This is a genomic window from Microbacterium sp. MTN4-26 (assembly GCF_042846595.1).
Lineage (GTDB): Bacteria > Actinomycetota > Actinomycetes > Actinomycetales > Microbacteriaceae > Microbacterium > Microbacterium luteum.
Genome location: NZ_BTGO01000001.1, coordinates 1 through 19,504, shown reverse-complemented (window position 1 = coordinate 19,504; position 19,504 = coordinate 1). Strand labels below are relative to the sequence as shown.

The 19,504-nt window shown below is 67.1% G+C and carries 16 protein-coding genes and 1 tRNA gene; 6 read left to right on the top strand and 11 right to left on the bottom strand.

Annotated features, from left to right (window positions below; genetic code table 11):
* Positions 1-52 precede the first annotated feature (52 nt).
* Positions 53-541, top strand: a complete 489-nt coding sequence (locus ACGG9C_RS00085; protein ID WP_286720751.1) for a DUF3515 family protein — start codon at positions 53-55, stop codon at positions 539-541.
* A 9-nt stretch (positions 542-550) separates the two neighbouring features.
* Here the strand turns inward: ACGG9C_RS00085 and ACGG9C_RS00080 are convergent, their stop codons facing one another.
* From ACGG9C_RS00080 to ACGG9C_RS00050, 7 genes are all read right to left on the bottom strand, one after another.
* Complete coding sequence (locus tag ACGG9C_RS00080; protein ID WP_286720753.1) at positions 551-1,633, bottom strand: D-alanine--D-alanine ligase family protein; 1,083 nt, start codon at positions 1,631-1,633, stop codon at positions 551-553.
* A complete protein-coding gene (locus tag ACGG9C_RS00075; RefSeq protein ID WP_286720755.1) occupies positions 1,539-2,669 on the bottom strand; it encodes an NAD(P)H-dependent glycerol-3-phosphate dehydrogenase in 1,131 nt (376 codons plus the stop codon). The genes ACGG9C_RS00080 and ACGG9C_RS00075 overlap by 95 nt, the downstream gene beginning before the upstream one ends.
* Positions 2,659-3,375, bottom strand: a complete 717-nt coding sequence (locus ACGG9C_RS00070; protein WP_071043391.1) for a lysophospholipid acyltransferase family protein — start codon at positions 3,373-3,375, stop codon at positions 2,659-2,661. The genes ACGG9C_RS00075 and ACGG9C_RS00070 overlap by 11 nt, the downstream gene beginning before the upstream one ends.
* Positions 3,376-3,427: 52 nt before the next feature.
* Positions 3,428-4,798, bottom strand: a complete 1,371-nt coding sequence (murA, locus tag ACGG9C_RS00065; RefSeq protein ID WP_286720758.1) for a UDP-N-acetylglucosamine 1-carboxyvinyltransferase — start codon at positions 4,796-4,798, stop codon at positions 3,428-3,430.
* Positions 4,799-4,866: 68 nt separating this feature from the next.
* Positions 4,867-5,463, bottom strand: coding sequence for a 3-isopropylmalate dehydratase small subunit (gene leuD, locus ACGG9C_RS00060; protein WP_071043160.1), 597 nt, complete (start codon positions 5,461-5,463; stop codon positions 4,867-4,869).
* 1 nt (position 5,464) lies between these two features.
* The gene (gene leuC / locus ACGG9C_RS00055; RefSeq protein WP_286720759.1) at positions 5,465-6,949 is read right to left on the bottom strand and encodes a 3-isopropylmalate dehydratase large subunit; all 1,485 of its coding nucleotides are present in this window, start codon (positions 6,947-6,949) and stop codon (positions 5,465-5,467) included.
* A gap of 162 nt (positions 6,950-7,111) precedes the next feature.
* On the bottom strand, positions 7,112-8,218 hold the full coding sequence (locus ACGG9C_RS00050; RefSeq protein WP_071043157.1) for a TerC family protein: 1,107 nt from the start codon (positions 8,216-8,218) through the stop codon (positions 7,112-7,114).
* 236 nt (positions 8,219-8,454) lie between these two features.
* Between ACGG9C_RS00050 and ACGG9C_RS00045 the strand changes: the two genes are divergently transcribed.
* Together ACGG9C_RS00045 and ACGG9C_RS00040 are read left to right on the top strand one after the other, a co-directional pair.
* Positions 8,455-9,012 (top strand): RNA polymerase sigma factor, encoded by a 558-nt coding sequence (locus tag ACGG9C_RS00045; RefSeq protein WP_286720760.1) that lies wholly within the window; start codon positions 8,455-8,457, stop codon positions 9,010-9,012.
* Positions 9,009-10,103, top strand: a complete 1,095-nt coding sequence (locus ACGG9C_RS00040) for a DUF4349 domain-containing protein (protein WP_390178055.1) — start codon at positions 9,009-9,011, stop codon at positions 10,101-10,103. The genes ACGG9C_RS00045 and ACGG9C_RS00040 overlap by 4 nt, the downstream gene beginning before the upstream one ends.
* 7 nt (positions 10,104-10,110) lie before the next feature.
* Here ACGG9C_RS00040 and ACGG9C_RS00035 read toward each other — a convergent pair whose 3' ends face one another.
* Together ACGG9C_RS00035 and ACGG9C_RS00030 are read right to left on the bottom strand one after the other, a co-directional pair.
* Complete coding sequence (locus ACGG9C_RS00035) at positions 10,111-10,758, bottom strand: response regulator transcription factor (protein ID WP_071043149.1); 648 nt, start codon at positions 10,756-10,758, stop codon at positions 10,111-10,113.
* Positions 10,746-12,449: an ATP-binding protein gene (locus tag ACGG9C_RS00030; protein ID WP_286720762.1), complete on the bottom strand. Its 1,704-nt coding sequence runs from the start codon at positions 12,447-12,449 to the stop codon at positions 10,746-10,748. Before ACGG9C_RS00030 ends, ACGG9C_RS00035 begins: the two co-directional genes overlap by 13 nt.
* A 154-nt stretch (positions 12,450-12,603) precedes the next feature.
* Here ACGG9C_RS00030 and ACGG9C_RS00025 point away from each other — a divergent pair, with 154 nt between their 5' ends.
* Entirely contained in the window at positions 12,604-14,205 is a 1,602-nt protein-coding gene (locus tag ACGG9C_RS00025) for a serine hydrolase (protein WP_390178054.1), read from the top strand.
* A gap of 142 nt (positions 14,206-14,347) precedes the next feature.
* Here ACGG9C_RS00025 and ACGG9C_RS00020 read toward each other — a convergent pair.
* Positions 14,348-14,420 (bottom strand) — tRNA-Glu (locus tag ACGG9C_RS00020).
* Positions 14,421-14,526: 106 nt separating this feature from the next.
* Between ACGG9C_RS00020 and ACGG9C_RS00015 the strand changes: the two genes are divergently transcribed.
* Complete coding sequence (locus ACGG9C_RS00015; protein WP_390178053.1) at positions 14,527-15,162, top strand: MBL fold metallo-hydrolase; 636 nt, start codon at positions 14,527-14,529, stop codon at positions 15,160-15,162.
* A gap of 30 nt (positions 15,163-15,192) precedes the next feature.
* Complete coding sequence (locus ACGG9C_RS00010) at positions 15,193-15,522, top strand: YchJ family metal-binding protein (RefSeq protein WP_071043141.1); 330 nt, start codon at positions 15,193-15,195, stop codon at positions 15,520-15,522.
* Between the two features lie 541 nt (positions 15,523-16,063).
* Here the strand turns inward: ACGG9C_RS00010 and ACGG9C_RS00005 are convergent.
* Entirely contained in the window at positions 16,064-19,198 is a 3,135-nt protein-coding gene (locus tag ACGG9C_RS00005; protein WP_390178052.1) for a hypothetical protein, read from the bottom strand.
* Positions 19,199-19,504: the final 306 nt, after the last annotated feature.

Genomic DNA, 19,504 nt, shown 5'->3' with positions numbered 1-19,504 from the left:
GACTCCACGCTATCGGCGGGCGGCTCGCAGGATCGCCGGGTAGCGTGGACGGGTGCTCACCTCCCGTGGTCCGTCGCGCCGCATCGCCAGCGGAACGGTGGGCGTCTCACTCGCTGTCGCCGTCTTGGCCGGCTGCTCGTCGACGGTCGCCCTCGACCCCGCCGCCGACGCCAACGACCCTCTCTGCGCCGACGTGATCGTGCGCCTTCCCGACGCGCTCGACGGACAGGATCGGCGGTGGACCGACGCGCAGTCGACGGGAGCGTGGGGAGATCCCGCCGCGGTGCTGCTCACGTGCGGGGTCACCCCTCCCGGCCCCACGGAGGCGCAGTGCATCACCATCGGCGGCGTCGACTGGATCGTCGACGATTCGCAGGCCCCGACCTACCTGATCACGAGCTACGGGCGCACGCCGGCGGTGGAGGTCTTCGTCGACAACGAGACGGTCTCCCCCAACGAAGTGCTCGGTTCCCTCGGTCCCCTCGTGGAGCAGCTGCCGGCCGAGAGCTCCTGCACGACCACCGACACGCTGCTGCCCTGAGCGGTCGGCTCAGCGCTCGCGCGCGCCGTCGATCAGTTCGGAGATCAAGTCGGTGTAGGTCATGCCGGTCGCGATCCAGCAAGCGGGGAACATCGAGATCGGGGTGAAGCCGGGCATCGTGTTCACCTCGTTGACGAAGAAGTCGGTGCCGGTGAAGAAGAAGTCGACGCGAGCGAGACCCTCGCCGCCCACGGCCTCGAAGGCGCGGGCCGCGACGCGTTGCATCTCGGCCATCTCGCCGTCGCGGAGCTGGGCCGGACACACCAGTTCGACCCCGGGCGCGCCGAGGTACTTGGCCTCGAAATCGTAGAACTCGCGTCCCGTGATCACGATCTCCCCGGGCAGGCTCACGCGCGGCAGACCGCCGTCGCGCCCGGGCAGCACGCCGCACTCGATCTCGCGGCCCGTCACGGCCTTCTCCACGAGCACCGTGTCATCTTCGGCGAAGGCGGTCTCGAGCGCGGCGTCCAGGTCGGACAGGTCCGCCACCTTGGTCACCCCGACGCTCGATCCGGCGCGCGCCGGCTTGACGAACACGGGGAGGTCGAGGGCACGCACGCGGTGCTCGATCTGCGCGCGGTCTCGTTCGAGATCAGCGCGGGTCACCGTCACCCACGGCACGACGGGCACGCCCGCCGCCTTCAGCACGCTCTTGGTCGTGTGCTTGTCCATGCCGATCGCCGACATCAGCACTCCGGCGCCCGCGTAGGGGATGTCGAGGAGCTCGAGGAACCCCTGCACCGTCCCGTCCTCCCCGAATCGCCCGTGGAGGATCGGCAGCACGACGTCGATCCGCCCGAGCGAACGCTCGCCCGCGGCATCCCGCACCCGCAGTTCACGGGTCTCGGCGGAATCCGGCCAGACGATGCGCGTGCCGTTGTCGACGACCTCGGGCATGCGGCTCGGGTCGAGGGCGAACTTCTCGGGGTCGTCGTCCTCGAGCACGTAGGCGCCGGAACGGGTGATCCCGACCGGGATCACGTCGAAGCGATCCCGGTCAATCGCGCGGAGGACGCCGCCCGCCGTCGCGGAGCTGATCGAGTGCTCGCTGGAGCGACCTCCAAAGAGCACCGCCACCGCCCGCTTGTCCATTCTGCGTCCTCTCCCCCTGGGGGTCGTCGTCGTCGGTCGTCAAGTGCGGCGCGATCTCGCGCGGGTCCATCGTGCCATCCAGCACGCGCTTGACCTGCTCGACGATGGGCATCTGCACACCGGCCTCACGGGCGAGCTGGAGCACCGGAGCCACCGACGCCAGGCCTTCGGCGGTCTGCTCCATCTGCTTGACCACGTCCTGAAAGCTGTAACCCTGCCCGAGCAGCCGCCCGGCGGTGTTGTTCCGGCTCAGGGGCGACTGGCAGGTGGCGATCAGGTCGCCGAGGCCCGCCAGGCCCTGGAGCGTCTCGGGCTGCGCGCCCTGCGCGACCGCGAAGTCGGTCATCTCGACCAGACCGCGGGTGATGATCGACGCCTTGGTGTTCTCGCCGTATCCCACGCCGTCGACGATCCCGATCGCGACCGCGATGAGATTCTTCAGCACGCCACCGAACTCGGTACCGATGACATCGGTGTTCACGAAACTCCGGAAGTACCGATTCCTGGCGCGGCGCGCGACGGCGTCGGCGGTGTCCTGGCTGAGCGAGGAGATCACCGCGGCCGTCGGCTGCTCGCGGGCGATCTCGAGAGCGAGGTTCGGTCCCGACGCCACGGCGATCCGCGCCGGATCGCACACCAGCTCCTGCTCGATGACCTGACTCATCCGCAGGCCGCTGCGCCGCTCGACGCCCTTCATGAGCGACACGATCGGAACATCGGTCGCCGCCACGAGCGGACGCAGAGCCGTGAGGTTCTGCCGAGCCGACTGGCTCGGGATCGACAGATAGATCTGTTCGGCGCCCTCGACCGCCTCCGACAGGTGGGGGGTCGCGCTCATCTCGCGGGGGAGGTTGATGCCGGCGAGGTACTGGCTGTTCCGCTTGGCTTCGTCGATCTCGTGGGCGAGCTCCGGGCGACGAGCCCACATGGTCACGTGCGCGCCGCCGTCGGCGAGGATCTTGCCGAAGGTCGTTCCCCAGCTCCCGGCGCCGATGACCGCCACGCGCGGCAAGGTCGCCTCGTGCTTACGACTCAAGGCGTCCGGTCTCCTTCTGCCCGTGGGCACTCGGGTCCCACCGGTCGGCTGGTGCGGGCTCGTCGCGGAGGGTCGCCAGCAGACGGGAGATCTCGCCCATCACCACGTCGGTCGCGGGGATGAGGGCGGCCGCCTGCCCGTCGCGCGCGGCATAGGCCGTCAGATCGACGGGATCGCCCACGACCACCCGGACCCGACGGCGCAGGGGCCAGAGCTTGAGCTTCCCGTAGCGCGGCAGGATCTGCTGAGTCCCCCACTGCGCCACGGGGATGACGGGGATGCCGCCGGCCAGGGCCAGCCGCACCGCTCCGGTCTTGCCGCGCATCGGCCACAGGTCGGGGTCGCGGGTGAGGGATCCCTCCGGGTAGACGATCACGCCGCGGCCGTTGGCCACGATCTCGGTGGACGCCTCGAGAGTCGCACGCGACGACGACGCGGAGGCGGAGCGTGCGACCGGCACCATGCCCGTCGTACGCAGAGCCCAGCCGAGCACCGGCACGCGGAACAGGCTCTCCTTCGCGAGGAAGCGCGGTGCGCGGCCCATGCGCCACGTCGCGACGGCGACGATGATCGGGTCGAACTCGCTGTTGTGATTCGGCGCCAGCACGTAAGCACCCTCGCGCGGAAGCTTGTGACCGTCGATGACCTCGATCTTGGCGAGGAGTCCGGTCAGCGGCACGATGATCGCAGCGAGCGGCCAGAACATGCTGGGGCGCGTCTTCTCCGTCGAGGCGCGCGGGCGAGGCGACGTCACCGGGTCATCCGATGATGTCGAATTCCGCGCCCAGGGCGTCGAGCTTTGCGAACAGCTTCTCGTAGCCGCGGCGCAGGATGTCGACGTTCCGCACGATCGACTCGCCGTCGGCGGCGAGCGCGGCGATGAGGTAGCTGTACCCACCGCGGAGGTCGGGCACGACGACATCCGCCCCGCGCAGCGGCGTGGGTCCGTTGATGACGGCCGCCTGCTCCAGCGCGCGACGCGGGACGCGGCGTTCCGGGGTGTCCAGGCCGTCGGGGTGCACGACGATGTCGGCGCCCATCTGGTTGAGGGCGGCGGTGAATCCGAGGCGGTTCTCGTACACCGTCTCGTGCACGATCGAGCGTCCGTCCGCCTGGGTGAGCGCGACGATCAGCGGCTGCTGCCAGTCGGTCATGAAGCCGGGGTGCACGTCGGTTTCGACCATGACGGGTTTCAGCGCTCCGTCTCGCCGGAAGAGGATGCCGTCCTCGTGGACGTCGAACCAGCCCCCGGCCTTGCGGAAGACGTTGAGGAACGTGAGCATCTCCTGCTGCTTGGCGCCGTCGACGAAGATCTCGCCGTCGGTGGCCAGCGCCGCACATGCCCACGAAGCGGCCTCGTTGCGATCGAAGATGCAGCGATGGTCGTAGCCGCGCAGCGAATCGACGCCCTCGATGAGGATCACACGGTTCGGCTCGTACGAGATGATCGCGCCCATCTTCTGCAGCACCGCGATCAGGTCCATGATCTCGGGCTCGATGGCGGCGTTGCGCAGCTCCGTCGTGCCCTTCGCGCGCACGGCGGTCAGCAGGACCTGCTCGGTGGCGCCGACGCTCGGGTAGGGCAACTCGATCGACGCACCGTGGAGGCCGTCGGGTGCCGTGATGCGGATGCCCTCGTAGCTCTTGTCGACCACCGCGCCGAACGCGCGCAGCGCGTCCATGTGGAAGTTGATCGGACGGTCTCCGATGCGGCATCCGCCCAGGTCGGGGATGAGGGCCTCGCCCAGCAGGTGCAGCAGCGGACCGCAGAACAGGATCGGGATGCGGGAGGCACCCGCGTGCGCGTCGATCTCCTCGAAGTGGGCCGCCACAGCCCCTCGCGGGTCGAAGGTGTAACTGCCGGGCTCCGGCCCCTCCGCCACGGTCACGCCGTGCACTTCGAGGAGGGACCGGACCACCTGCACATCGCTGATGTCGGGAACATCGCGCAGAACGCTCGTCGTCTCGCCGAGGAGCGAGGCCACCATCGCCTTGGTCGCGAGGTTCTTCGCGCCCTTCACCTCGACGCGGCCGCGCAACGGCCGACCGCCCGTGATCCGCAGGGTTTCTCCGGTCATCTGCTTCTCTCCTGACGTGGGCTCGGCCGAGTCGTCGAGAAGTGTCTTCATCCGGTGAACCTCATTCGCGTGTTCGAGGGGCGCTTGTCGCCGACCCTTCCGGTGGGAAGGGTCCGGGCTCAACGGACGGGTGTCGTCCGTGGCCGCCACGCCTCGCGGCGAGCCTCGAATTCTGCGATCTTGTGTTCGTTCCGCAGGGTGAGCCCGATGTCATCGAGCCCCTCGAGAAGCCGCCACCTAGTGTAATCGTCGATCTCGAATCGAGCTTCGAGGTTGCCGAGTACGGCGGTTCGCGCTTCGAGGTCGACGGTCATCTCGGCTCCCGGCTCGGCCGCCATCGCGTCCCAGAAGGCCTCGAGCTCGGTGTCGGTGATCACCCCGGTCACCAGTCCCTGCTTGCCGGAGTTGCCCCGGAAGATGTCCGCGAACTTGGTGCTGAGCACGACTTTGAAGCCGTAGTCGCGCAGCGCCCAGACCGCGTGCTCACGGCTGGACCCGGTTCCGAAATCGGGCCCGGCGACGAGGATCGACGCGGATGCGTACGCGGGCTGATTGAGGACGAAGTCGGGGTCCTGACGCCAGTTCGCGAACAGCGCGTCGTCGAAGCCGGTCTTCGTCACGCGCTTGAGGTAGACGGCGGGGATGATCTGGTCGGTGTCGACCGCGGAACGGCGCAGCGGGGCGGCGACGCCGGTGTGGGTGGTGAACTTCTCCATGTCAGGCCCCCGCTCCGCTCGTGGCCGGCACAGCCTGCTCGACGGGTTCGAGATCCGAGGGACTGGACAGCGTGCCGCGCACCGCCGTCGCAGCCGCGACCAGGGGCGAGACCAGGTGGGTGCGGCCACCCTTGCCCTGTCGCCCCTCGAAATTGCGGTTGCTCGTCGACGCGCAGCGCTCCCCCGGGCTCAGCTGGTCGGGGTTCATGCCGAGGCACATCGAGCAGCCGGCGAACCGCCATTCGGCACCGAAGGCCGTGATGATCTTGTCGAGTCCCTCGGCCTCGGCCTCCAGCCTCACGCGCGCGGAGCCGGGAACGACCATCACCCGGACACCGGGTGCCTTCGTGCGCCCATCGATGATCGACGCGAACTCGCGCAGGTCTTCGATGCGGCTGTTCGTGCACGATCCCATGAAGACCGCGTCGACGGGGATGTCCTTCATCGGCGTCCCCGCCTGGAGGTCCATGTACTCGAGGGCGCGCTCGGCCGCGACGCGCGCGTTCGCGTCGGCGAAATCGTCGGGCGAGGGGACGCGATCACTCAGCGACACCCCCTGCCCGGGGTTCGTGCCCCACGTGACGAACGGCTCGAGTTCTGCGGCGTCGAGGAACACCTCGGCGTCGTACACGGCCCCCTCGTCCGAGGGCAGGGTGCGCCAGTACGCGACCGCGTCATCCCAGTCCTGTCCGGTCGGCGCGTGATCGCGACCCTCGAGATAGGCGAAGGTCGTCTCATCCGGGGCGACCATGCCGGCGCGGGCGCCCGCCTCGATCGACATGTTGCACATCGTCATGCGGCCCTCCATCGACAGGCCGCGGATCGCGCTGCCTCGGTACTCGAGCACGTAGCCCTGGCCGCCGTTGGTGCCGATCTTCGCGATCACGGCGAGGATGATGTCCTTCGCCGTCACGCCGGGGCGCAGCTCGCCCTCGACGGTCACCGCCATGGTCTTGAACGGCTTCAGCGGCAAGGTCTGCGTCGCGAGCACGTGCTCGACCTCGCTCGTGCCGATGCCGAAGGCCATCGCCCCGAACGCTCCGTGCGTCGAGGTGTGGGAGTCACCGCACACGACGGTGATGCCCGGCATCGTGAGTCCGAGCTGCGGGCCGACGACGTGGACGATGCCCTGCTCCTTGTCACCCAGAGAATGCAGACGCACGCCGAACTCCTCCGCGTTGCGACGCAGGGTCTCGATCTGGGTGCGACTGGTGACGTCGGCGATGGGCTTGTGGATCTCCAGCGTCGGCGTGTTGTGGTCCTCGGTGGCGATCGTGTGCTCGAGACGCCGCACCGGGCGGTTCTCAGCGCGCAGGCCGTCGAACGCCTGCGGGCTGGTGACCTCGTGCACCAGGTGCAGGTCGATGTAGATCAGGTCGGGCTGGCCACCCTCGCCCTTGACGACGAGGTGGTCGTCCCACACCTTCTCGGCGAGGGTCCGGGGGCGGTCGGGAATGACGGATGCGTCGGGAATGGGTGTGCTCATTGCGCTCTCCTCGGGATGGGGGATCAAGCCCGCGACGAAACTCCGCGACGAGTGAGGCCTGGATTACGAGGACTCGTCGCGGCCGCTAAGGAGAAGGCGAGCGATCCGCACGGAGCCAGGTTACCACTGCCGCCGCCGTGCCCGGACGCGCCCGAGCATGCCTCAGCCGCGGTCGCGGGGGTCGACCGTGGGCGGAGTGGCGTGCTCGTCCGCGACGACGGATGCCGCCTCTTCGGCGTCGGTCGCGCCGCTGCCGTCGGGGAGGGCGGGCGTCTCCGGCTCCGGCACCACCGGCTCCTTGCCGGCGGCGACGAGACTGGCGACGGTCGCGACCGCCATCGACACCAGGATGACGCCCAGCGAGACCCAGGTGGAGATCTCCGGTGCCCACTCGACGTGCTCGCCGCCGTTGATGAACGGAAGCTCGTTGACGTGCAGGGCGTGCAGGAAGAGCTTCACGCCGATGAAGGCGAGGATGAATGCGATGCCGTAGTGCAGGTAGCGGAGCCGGTCGAGCAGTCCGCCGAGGAGGAAGTAGAGCTGGCGCAGTCCCATCAGCGCGAAGAGGTTCGCCGTGAACACGATGAACGCACTCTGGGTGATGCCGAAGATCGCGGGGATCGAATCGATCGCGAAGACGAGATCGGTGAAGCCGATCGCCACGAAGACGAGGATCATCGGCGTCCACACCTTCTTGCCGCCGATCACCGTGCGCAGCTTGGGGCCGTCGTACGACTCGGAGATGTTGAAGAAGCGCCGCATGAAGCGCACCAGCCCGGTCTCGGTCTGCGCCGAGTTCTCGTGCGATCCGGGGAACGCCTGCCGCCACGCCGTGTAGACGAGGAAGAGGCCGAAGACGTAGAAGATCCAGCTGAGGTTCTCGATGAGGACGGCGCCGAGCATGATGAAGATCGCGCGCAGGACCAGCGCGATGATGATGCCCACCATCAGCACCTCCTGCTGGTATCGGCGCGGCACCGCGAACTGGCTCATGAGCAGGACGAAGACGAAGAGATTGTCCACCGACAGGCTGTACTCCGTCAGCCATCCCGCGACGAACTCCCCCATCGCATCGTGGCTGCCGGTCACCCACAGCAGCACGAACGCGAACACCAGCGCCAGCGAGACGTAGAAAACCACCCAGAGCGTCGCCTCCCGCATCGACGGGATGTGCGGGCGCTTCAGGATCAGCAGCAGGTCGGCGACCAGGATGACCACCAGCACGGCGAGCGCGGCGATCTGGAACCACGCGGGGATCTCGTAACCCATCAGGGCCTTTCGAAGAGGGATGCACGAATCACCGAAAGTCTCTCCCCCGCTGACGCGGCGCGCGCCCGGGGCCCTGCAGGACCCGTGATGACGGACGCGCGAGGACGGGATACTCCCTCTCGCGGCCTCAACCCTACCGGGTCGCCGCGCGGCACCCCACCGATGTGAGACGATCGCGCCGGTGCCGACACTTCACGGGTGTAGGACCACCCTCGGCCTCGAAGGAGCAGCACCGCATGAGTTCCGCGCCCGCATCCGACGACGCGACGCTCGTGGCGCTCGCCGCGAGCGGGAGCGAGCACGCCTTCCGCACGCTGTACCGCTCCTATGCGACCGCCCTGTACCGCGTCGCGTACGCGCTGCTCGGTGACGCGGCCGACGCCGAGGACGTGCTGCAGGAGACCTTCCTCGTGGCGTGGCGGAAGCTGCCGGGCATGCGCCTGGCGGGCGAGTCGCTCTTTCCGTGGCTGGTGACGATCTGCCGCTTCCAGTCGGCGAACCGGATGCGCCTGCAACGTCGCGACCGGGAAACCCGCGGTCGGCTCCCCGAGGGCGCGCCCGCGCGAGTGGACGTCGAGCAGCAGGTGATCGGAGCCGACCTCGCGCGTCGCATCGGCGACGAGGTCGACGGACTCGGCGAGCTCGATCGGGGCATCTTCCTGCTGTGCGCGGTGGAAGGACTCGACTACGGGACGGCGGCCGCGCGGCTCGGTGTCTCGCACGGGGTGGTCCGCAATCGCCTGTCCCGCATCCGTTCGCGGCTGCGGGCGACCGTGAAGGAGAGCACGTCATGACATCGAACGACCCGCTGCCGCACCTCTCCGAGGCCAGCCTGGATCGCATCGAGGACTCGGTGTTCACCGGAATCGCGCGCGAACGCGACCGACGCCGCAAGCGACGTGCGCGGTGGTGGGCCGGCGGCGCCGCCGCGGTCGCCGTGATCGCAGCGGCGGCGCTCATCGGCCCCGCCGTGCTGGTCGGGCCCGCCTCCACCGACATCAGCGCGGTCGAGGTCCCCGACGGCGGCGGCCAGATGGCGGATGCCCCCGCCGATGGCGCGACGGAGTCGGGGATGGCTGCCGACGATGCGACCTCGTCGGGGATCGAGATCGGGCCCGGCGACACCGATCGCGAACTCATCACCTCCGCGACGGCGAATATCGTCGTCGACGACGCCGCGACCGGCGCCGAGGCGGTCGCCGTCGCCGCACGAACCCGCGGCGGCTGGGTGGAGTCGCTGACGATCACCGAGGACGAATCCCGCTCGGACGAGGCGTACACGTCGGGGATGACGGACACGTCGATGCCCGTCCCGTACGCCGGATCGTGGATCACGGTGCGCGTTCCCGCCGATCAGCTCGACGCGATCGTCGCCGACCTCTCCGGGATCGGAGAGGTGCGTTCGAGCTCGGTCGACACCTTCGACGTCACGGAGCAGGCGATCGACCTTCGCGCACGGGTGGAGGCCACGGAGACGTCGGTTGCCCGGCTCACGGAACTGCTCGACGAATCCGCGGACCTGTCTGATCTGATCGCTGCCGAGACGGCGCTCGCCGACCGACAGGCGCTCTTGGAGTCGTACCGCCAGCAGCTGGAAGACCTCGAAGGGAGGGTCGCGACATCGAGTCTGACGGTGACCCTCATCGAGCCGTCGGAGCCGGTCGAAGCCGACCCCGCCGGATTCGGAGACGGGCTGGCGGCCGGGTGGAACGGGCTCGTGGCCACACTCAACGGAATCGTCATCGGCCTCGGTTTCCTGCTCCCCTGGCTTCTGGTGGTCGCCGTGGTGGTCGCCGCCGTCTGGCTGATCGTCATCGGTCGCCGAGCGCGTGCTCGGCGCCGCGCCGCATCCGTCGCCCCCACCCCGGAGGACGCCGACGTCTGAGGCCCGCTCAGTGCGTCAGATAATGGATGACCGCGAGCACCCGACGGTGGTCGTCGGCGTCCACGGCGAGCCCGAGCATGTCGTAGATGTTCGAGGTGTGCTGCACGATCGCCTTCTCCGACAATCCGAGTTCCGCGGCGATCCATCCGTTGCTCCGACCCTGCGCCATGAGTGCGAGCACCTCCCGCTGCCGCGGCGTCAGGGCCTCGACGCCCCCGCCGAGCAGACGGGCGCGCGCGACCATGATCTCGACGACGTCGGGGTCGAGCGCCGTGCCGCCACGGGCGACGCGACGCAGGTCGGCGGTGAAGGTGCGCACGTCGGCGATCCGCTGCTTCAGCAGGTATCCGATCCCCGCGCCGCCGTCGCCGATGAGCTCTTCGGCGTAGCGGCGCTGCACGTGCTGGGAGAGCACCACCACGGGCATCGCCGGCCGCTCCGACCGGATGCGCACCGCGGCGGCGAGGCCCTCATCGGTGTAGGAGGGCGGCATGCGGATGTCGGTGATGACGAGATCGGGGTCGTGAGCCCGGACGGCTTCCTCCAGCGCGACCGCGTCGGGCGCGACCTCCACCACGTCGAACCCGTCCTGTCGCAGCAGCAGCGCGAGTCCCTGGCGCAGGAGCGCTTCGTCTTCACCGATCACGACGCGCACGGCAGACGCACCTCCAGACGTGTGCCCTCCCCGTGCGGCGACGAGATGAACCAGTCGCCGCCGAGGGTGTCCACCCGATCGGCGAGCCCTCGCAGACCGCGACCGTTCGGGTCGGCACCGCCGATGCCGTCGTCGGTCACGGTGATGCGCAGCGTCGGGCCATCGTGCGCGAGTCCCACCTCGGCGGACCCTGCCCTCGCGTGCTTGACCGCGTTCGCGAGAGCTTCGGCCACGACGAAATAGGCGGTGGTTCCCGTGGCGGCGGGCAGCAGGCCCGGCTCGACCCGCGCCGACATGGTGGTCGGCACGGGCATACGGTCGACGAGGTCCTCCACGGCCGCGACGAAACCGCGCTCCATGAGCGGCATGGGCAGCACGTCGTGTACGAGCCGGCGCAGATCTGCGGCGGCGACGTCGATACGACGACGCAACGCCGTGGCCGCCGCAGCGGCAGCGGCTCCGACTTCCGGCGCATGCGCGATCTGCTGAGCCTCGACGCCCAGCAGCACCAGCTGCGCCTGCAGTCCGTCGTGGAGGTCTTGGGCGATGCGGAACCGCTCGCGATCGGCGGTCTCCACGATGCGGATGCGGGATGCGAGCACCTCGCGACGGCTCTGGCGCAGCTCGGCGGTCAGCCGGGAGCGGTCGATCGCGACGGCGATGATGCGTCCGGCGCGACGCACGCGCGTCTCGTCGATCTCGGAGCGGCAGTCATACTCGATCGCACCCACCGGGCGTCCGTCGATGTCGACATCGACGACCCCGCGGTCAGGATGCGCCGACACGCGCGCGGGTTCGCCGTCCTCGTCGACCAGACCGTCGGGCGCGCGCAGGAGCACCCGGAGCGACGGATCGCCGAGCGTGTCCGCCACGGCATCGGACAGCGGACGCGAGCCGTCGGATGAGGTCGACAGCTGCTCACCGAGATCGGCGAGATCCCGCGTCGGAGTGAATCCGCCGCCGAGCACGCCGATCAGGAACGAGATCGGGATGCCGAGCAGGAGCAGCAGCTGGAGCCCGGCGCGCAGCACCGCCTCGTCGGCGGGCAGGACCACGGGGAGCGCGACGATGGCGAGCACAGCGATGATGCCGTAGGTGTAGAGCGGCAGCAGCACCCGCCTCGCGCGAGCATCGGCGTGCTGCAGTCGTCGCACCAGCAGCCACGCCGTCGCGACCATGATCGCAAGCCCGACGGTGCTCTGCACGGCGGCCACCGGCGGCGCCATTGCGGGAGCATCCAGCAGCACCGCGGGCAGCGGGAGGAGGATGGCGATCGTGTAGGCGATCGCAGCGAGTCCGACCGCGAGCCTCCCCGTGAGCCGGCCGGTGGGGAAGGCCAGCAGCAGGTGCACGATGACCGCGAGAACCGCCGTCGCGAACACGTTGCCGAGTGTCGCGAGCTCCGGCACCGGCGCGTTCGCGAGATTCGCGACCGTGAGGGAGACCCCGCCGCAGACCAGCAGCATCCCGGTGGCATTGGCGGGGCGTCGAAGCCAGGCGACGGCGCCCGCGACCAGGTAGACGATCGCGACGACCGCGAAGAGGGTGATGGGGACGGCCCCCTCCCCCGCACCGGGGAGCACGAGCGCGAGCACGACGAGCGCCAGCAGCGATCCGACGAGCGTGAGGATGCTGAGGACCCCGCGCATCGACCGGACCGACGGCGCCCGGTAGCGCGTGGGTGCTGCCATGCGTCCTCCCCGATCATCACCGGCCCGATCATCGCCGGCGGGTTCGACTATCCTCGCGCATCCCGTTCACCGCCATGGACCTGGGTCTATGTTCCTCACGCGTGGTCCACCGCCAGAGTGGAAGAGGCCCTGCCCCACCCGATACGGAGAGCCCATGCCCCGCAGAACCCTCGTTCCCGCCGCCGCCATCGCCTCGGCGGGCCTCCTTCTCACCGGGTGCGTCTCCGACGCCGGCGGTGAGGCGGTGGTCGTCGACACGGCCGACGCGCCGCCGGGCGATGCGATCGCCCTGCCCGCGGCGAGCGTCGACGATGCCGTCACGGGCGCTCTGGCGCAGCTGTCCGACCTGATCGCGGACGACCTCGCGGAGACAGGCGTGCCCGGACTCGCCGTGGCCGTCGTCCACGGCGGCGAGATCGTGTACGCCGAAGGCTTCGGGGTGAAGACCGTGGGCGAAGGGGATCCGGTCGACCCGGAGACGGTGTTCCAGATCGCGTCGGTCTCGAAGTCGCTGTCGGCGACCGCGGTCTCCGCCGCCATCGGACAGGGTGCCCTCACGTGGGAGACCCCGGTGTCCGATCTCCTCCCGGGCTTCGCGCTGAGCGACCCCTACGTGACCGAGCACGCCACGGTCGGCGACTTCTTCTCGCACCGGACGGGACTGGATACCGGAGCGGGCGACGACCTGGAAGACCTCGGGTACGGGCGCGAGTACATCCTCGATCATCTCGACATGCTCCCCCTCGACGCGTTCCGATCCAGCTACCACTACTCCAACTACGGCATCACCGTAGGCGCTGAGGCGGCCGCCGCCGCAGTCGGCGAGCCGTGGGAGGACGTCACCGAGTCGCTGGTGTACGAACCGCTCGGGATGACGCGGACGAGCTCCCGCTACGAGGACTTCCTCGCGGAGGACGATCGCGCGACCATCCACGCGTTCGTCGACGGCACGTTCCAGCCGCTCTTCGACCGCGACCCCGATGCACAGGCTCCCGCCGGCGGCGTCTCGTCGAACGTCATCGACCTCGCCGCGTGGATGAACGCCGTCCTGGCCGGCGGAGAGCATGGCGGGGAGCAGGTCTTCGACCCCGCGGCCCTGACGGCGGCGACGACCGGTGAGATGATCTCGGGCCATCCTCCGGAAGCGACCTGGCGCACCAGCATGTACGGGTTCGGCTTCAACGTCGACACGGCGGTGGGAGGACGCACCGGCATCGCCCACTCCGGGGGGTTCGTGCTGGGAGCCGCGACGAACTTCCGCCTGATCCCGAGCCTGGACCTGGGGATCGTGACCCTCACCAACGGGGGCCCCTACGGCCTTCCCGAGGCGGTCAACGCACAGTTCCTGGACCTGGTGCAGTACGGCGACCTGACCCGCGACTGGATCACGGACTACCGTGCCGCCGTGGCGAGCCTCACGACGCCCGTCGGCGATCTCGTCGACGAGCAGGCGCCGAGTGCCCCCGATGCACCTCGTGAACTCGCCGACTATGAGGGGACCTATGAGAACGCCTACTTCGGACCGCTCACCGTGTCCGAGCGGAACGGTCAGCTCGTCGTGGCGATGGGAGCGGATGACGGGTACGTGCTCGAGTTGAGGCATTGGGACGGGGATGCCTTCGCGTTCGTCCCGACGGGCGAGAACGCCCCGGAGGGATCCCTGTCCTCCGCGACGTTCGTCCAAGACGCGGGTGATGTCACCGGCGTCACACTGCAGTTCTTCGACACCCAGGGGCTCGGGACCTGGAGCCGGTGACGAAGCGCGCCGAGGCGGGTGAGCCGGGACTGGGGCCGGCTCACCCGCGTCGAGGCCGCTGCGATGAGAGGTGAAACGAAGAACTCCCCGGCGCAAGCCGGGGAGTTCTTCGTTGTTGCCGGATAAGGTGTGTCAACACGTGTGACCCCAGCGGGATTCGAACCCGCGTTACCGCCGTGAGAGGGCGGCGTACTAGGCCGCTATACGATGGGGCCGGAAGGCAACCGTTCGATTATGGCACGGCTTCGCCATGCCTCCAAATCGATGCAGGCATGCCGATCGGCGCTTGCCCGACAGCCCTCGCGGGAGTTGACTCGACCCATGCGAGTGACCAAGTTCGAGCACGCCACCCTGACGCTCCGCGAGTCCGGCAAGACGCTCATCATCGACCCGGGCTCCTTCACCTCCCCCCTCCCCGATCTCGAAGACGTCGTCGGCGTGGTCATCACTCACGAGCACCCCGACCACTGCACACCGCAGCATCTCGACCGCATCCTGAAGGCGTTTCCCGGCACTCCCCTCTTCGGACCGCAGGGGGTCGCCGACGCCGCAGCCGAGTACGACATCACCGTGGTCGCGCCGGGCGATGCGATCAGCGTCGAGCCGTTCCGGCTGCAGTTCTTCGGCGGCCGTCACGCCGTCATCCACGAGTCGATCCCGGTGGTCGACAACGTGGGTGTGCTCGTCAACGACACGGTCTACTATCCGGGTGACTCCTATACGGCACCCGAGGTTCCCGTGAAGCTGCTGGCCGCACCCGTTGGCGCACCGTGGCTGAAGATCGGTGAGGCGATGGACTTCGTGCTCGCGGTGGCGCCGCGAAGTGCGTTCGGCACGCATGACATGACGCTCTCGGTAGCGGGCCGGCAGATGGGGCGGGCGCGCTTGACGTGGGCGGTCGAGCAGAACGGCGGCGAATTCTTCGAGCTCGATCCCGGTGAATCCGTCGACGTGTGACGCGAGGCTGACGCGGAGGGAACGGACCGGATGACCGACGACGCGCGGGAGCCGATCACCGCGGAGGCGTTGATGCGGTCGCGCTTCGACGCGTTCCGGCGGGCGGACGCCGCCTGGTTGATGCGCACGTGGCATCCGGACACCCGACCGGCCCAGCTGGACCTGACCGGCAACCCGCGATGGCGGGGACTTCAGATCGTCGACGTGGTGGCCGGCGGGGAGGATGACGACACCGGCGTGGTGGAATTCCGTGCCAGTTATCTCACCGACGAGGGGATCGCCGTTCTCCACGAGCGCTCGAGATTCGTACGGGAAGGCGGACGCTGGTTCTATCTGGACGGGGACGACCGCGCGGGCTGAGGGGGCTGCCAACCGGGTCGCGAGACGCGCCTCGTGAAACGCGAAAACCCCCGCTGAGCGGGGGTCTTTCACGTGGCTGACTTACACGACCTCTGTTCGAACCATTGGGAGCTGCCGTTCACCCCTGTAGAAATGCGGAATCTCGCGGTTCCTGGCGATCGAAACGACGATTCGGGAGCGCAGAACATGTACCGAGACCATGAGCTGTCTAAGCGTCTTGGCGGCGCGAAGGTCGACGAACTTGTCCGTCGCGCCAAAGCAGGTGAAAGTGTGCGGTCACTCGCGCGCGAACTAGGTGTGGCGAACTCAGCACTCACGCGGATGCTGCGTGAGCACGGTGTCGATATCTCGAAGCGGAAGGTCACTGACGACGAGGCAGCCGCGATGACGCGGGAGTATGAGGCCGGCTCGACCATAGCGGAACTGGAGAAGAAGTACGGGTTATCGCACGGAGCGGTCTTGAGAGCACTGCATCGATGCGGGGCAAAGATGAGAGCAAGTGCGCCTCGCCACAGAATCTAGGCAAGATCACGCTGCGTCACTACCACTCGTGTTCCTGCTCGCCCTGGAGTACATCTCCCAGTCGAGACTCGAGGTGTTCAAGCAGCTTCCGACACCACCGCTTAGCACCCTCGGATTGACCAGGTTGCGCGAGCCAGCGCTTCACCTGAGCAATCTGACCCTTGATTCGATCTGACTCGTCCCCTGACCACATCCCGGAAATGAACTCACCGACAAGCGAAGATGTCACACCCCTCTCGTCTCCGAAGCGACTCAAGAGAAAGGACGCGACCGGATTTATCTCGTCTGAGCCTACAGAAGCAACTGAGGCCACAGTCTTGGCGCGATCTACCGAGTCGCCGACCCAACTTTCAATCACATCAAGATCGATGATGTCAGCGACCCAACCTTGCGTAGAGAATGCCAACTTCCATGACTCACGCTTCGCAAGCCGATCAAGGAGTTCGATCCAGGTCTCTTTCCCTGCGAGCTTGAGAGCTCGGCCGAAGAGTCCCTTCTCTTGAGAGTCCGAGTACATACTGATCGCGTCTTGCTCGACAAGCTCTACGAGAATTCGAACGATGCTCGCCGGGTCCTTCTCAAGCTGTCGCTCTGCGAGTTGAGACCAGTCATACTCTTGCTGACCCAGTACTGGAAATTTAAGCCGCAGCTCGACGATCTCTTCGATCGCAGTCTGAAGCTCTGGCGAGATTTCCGGTCGATCATGCAACTCGAATGCAAGGAAGTCCACGAGTGCGCGATAGTCATCCTCCGATTCGACGCGCGTCTTCCAGTCATTGATGTAGAGGCGAAGTAGGTCGTCGTCGCTGGTCTCACGCAGCCAGTAGAAGACTGCGCGAGCGCCTTCTGCAACTGAGATTTGTGGAAGAAGCTCTGCCGCCCGTGCTTCAGCGCGCGAAGTGCGTGGACCTTGCGTGGTGAGGCGAAGCTTCGTAATCGGATCGGCGTTTAGCTGGTCAACGTACTCGTCGTAAGTACCAGGAGTTGCCTCCTCCAGACCAACGAGGAACCCTACCAATGCGCGAGCGTTGGAGCCCGACAACTTCGCGAGCAGCATAGGTGCAGTGGCGGCGATATCTGCACCACGCTTTGCAAGCACCCTCCCGATAATGAAGTCGGTGGGTACCTCTTTCACGAGCAGTGCGAGAAGCTTGGCCGTGGCGGACTCGGTTTCCGTCCCCTCCAGGGCATTTATGAAGTCAGTTTCGATGTCGCCGTTGCGCCTGTCCCATGGCGATGCGTGCGCGAGCACCCAGAGCTGGTCGTCAAGCGTGCCGGCGGGCAGTGCCGTGAGGATAGCGTCGATGTCTTCGGCATGATGCTTCTCGTCACCAGTGCGGTCGTACAGCGACGCAAGGTCTGCAAGTTTCGCACGAGCATCTTGGAGCTGCTCGGGAGGAAGGCTTGCAAGGGTTGACGCCAGATGGTCTCGAAGCACGGGCTGGCCGAGGGAAACATGAATAGCGTCCGTAAGCGCCTTGACGGCGGACGCCGCAACGTCTGCGTCCGAATCGCCGCTGAGAGAACCGAGGGTGTCGATGATGGCGTTGCGGTATTCCCAAGACTCACCCCAAGTCTTGGGCGCACCGCGAGGTTCAACCACCACTCCACCTTGAAGCTCTCCTGACACCATCGTGTGCTCGTGGGAATCAAGCGCCCGATGCGCGGCCTTCACTACGAGCGCACGGATTTCCGGACGACCTTCCGCGGCCTTCGATCGCAGATAGGCGAGGCGTTCGGCCGGAGACGCAGCTGTCGACGGCAGCATCGTTCCGAACAGGTCCACCCAGACGCCCGTCGAGTTATTGGAGAAGGATTCATTTTCAACGAGAGCAAGTCGTAGAAGGGAATCGGCTGCTTCAGTGAAGGTTGAGGTATGCCATGCAAGCTTCTGCAGTGCCCACACCAGTGGCCGTCGTGCGCCTTCAGCCTTGCGCAGGTCGTCGTCGTCTGTTTCCGCAAGTAGCTCAGCAATCCGACCCGACACCCTCTCGGGCGAGAGAATCGCGAGGTGATCCAGCAGGTTCCCGCGGCGATCTGTTGCTACGGCTTCAAGTGAGCTGAGTGGACCATCGGCACCAAGCATTTGATCGATGACCGCGCGAGGCAATGTGGAATCGCCAATCTCGGCAGCGCGTCGGAAGAGGCGTTCAGTGAGGTCTTCGGAGAGTTTGGGCAGGAGGTCAGTGACGATGCGTGATCCGAACTCTGTCCACCCGTTTGAGGCTAGGTAGATTGCGACAGGGTGGGGGCCGACACTTCGATAGCGTCCCTGTGTCGTGAGCAAACCGTGTGAGGCGAGGTCTGCTGCCGCGGCCCGAAGATCGGGCTCAGGTACGCCGAGCCCCTCGCCCAGTATTGAGAGTTCCGAAGCGAGTTCAGCGTCGAAGCCGATGCGGCTAAAAAGGGCGAGGGCGGATGATGCTAAAAAAAGTGTCCCTCCAGGAAGTTCATCGACGATGAACTGGCGGATGTCGTTGGGGTCGATCAGTTGGCGTGCAGTGCCAGGACGTTGGGCAACGAGTGCCTTCGCACACTTCAGTGCGTAGTCGATGTTCCCCGCAGAGACTTCGACAATGACCCTGGTCGCTTCCGGCCATAGTGTCGGTACGTTCTTCTGCAAGAGCTCAGTGAGCGGAGCGTCCTCGAAAGCCGTGATTTGGAGCGTCGCCGCTCGGGCTGCACGCTGAGACGGTTCGCTAACGGTGACGAGTCGGATCTTCGTACCTGTCTGGAGCATCGCGGCAAAGATGTCATGACGCTTTGCATCGCACTCATCGATGATGATTACCGCTGAGCGCCCCTGCGTCTGAAGTTGACTCAAGACGGCCGGAGTGAACTGGTCTTCGCTCGGCACATAGATCACAAGGCCCTGATTGGGCTGGCCTCGGAGCGCCTCCATGACCAGTCGGGTCTTTCCGAGTCCGCTCACGCCCTCGACATGCACGCCAGACTCGTCCCCAGACTGTATGGCTTCCTGCAAACTCTCGATTTGTTTATCGCGTGCCTCAGACGCAACCCAAGTCGTTTTATGACTGACTGAGGCCGACCACTCATCGAAGGTCTGCCCGATAATGCCGATACCGCGAATCAAAGGACTGATCGCAACCGCTGGGTACACCTCCGCCCATCGAGCAAGGTGATCAGCGTTCAACACCTCGATAGTGCCAGCGTCGACCGTAATACCGACAGAACGCGCGGCATCTTCCAGGGCTGCCTTCCGTTTGGCGATCTTTGCAGGGGTCAGTGACCGGCCCAGAGCTAACCGGTAGGAGCCGCCATTCTTGAGAACTTCTAGGGCTGCGGTCGCGCCAAGAAGCTCTGTCTTACATGCGGCTGGCGCGAGATCGCCAGCCTTGAACTGCCATGCTGATTGTCCAAGAGGAACCCAGACAGTAGCGAGATCAGAGTCCAGTCCTGCATCGACACCCCCGTCGGGTGCGTTCGTACGGTATGTCTG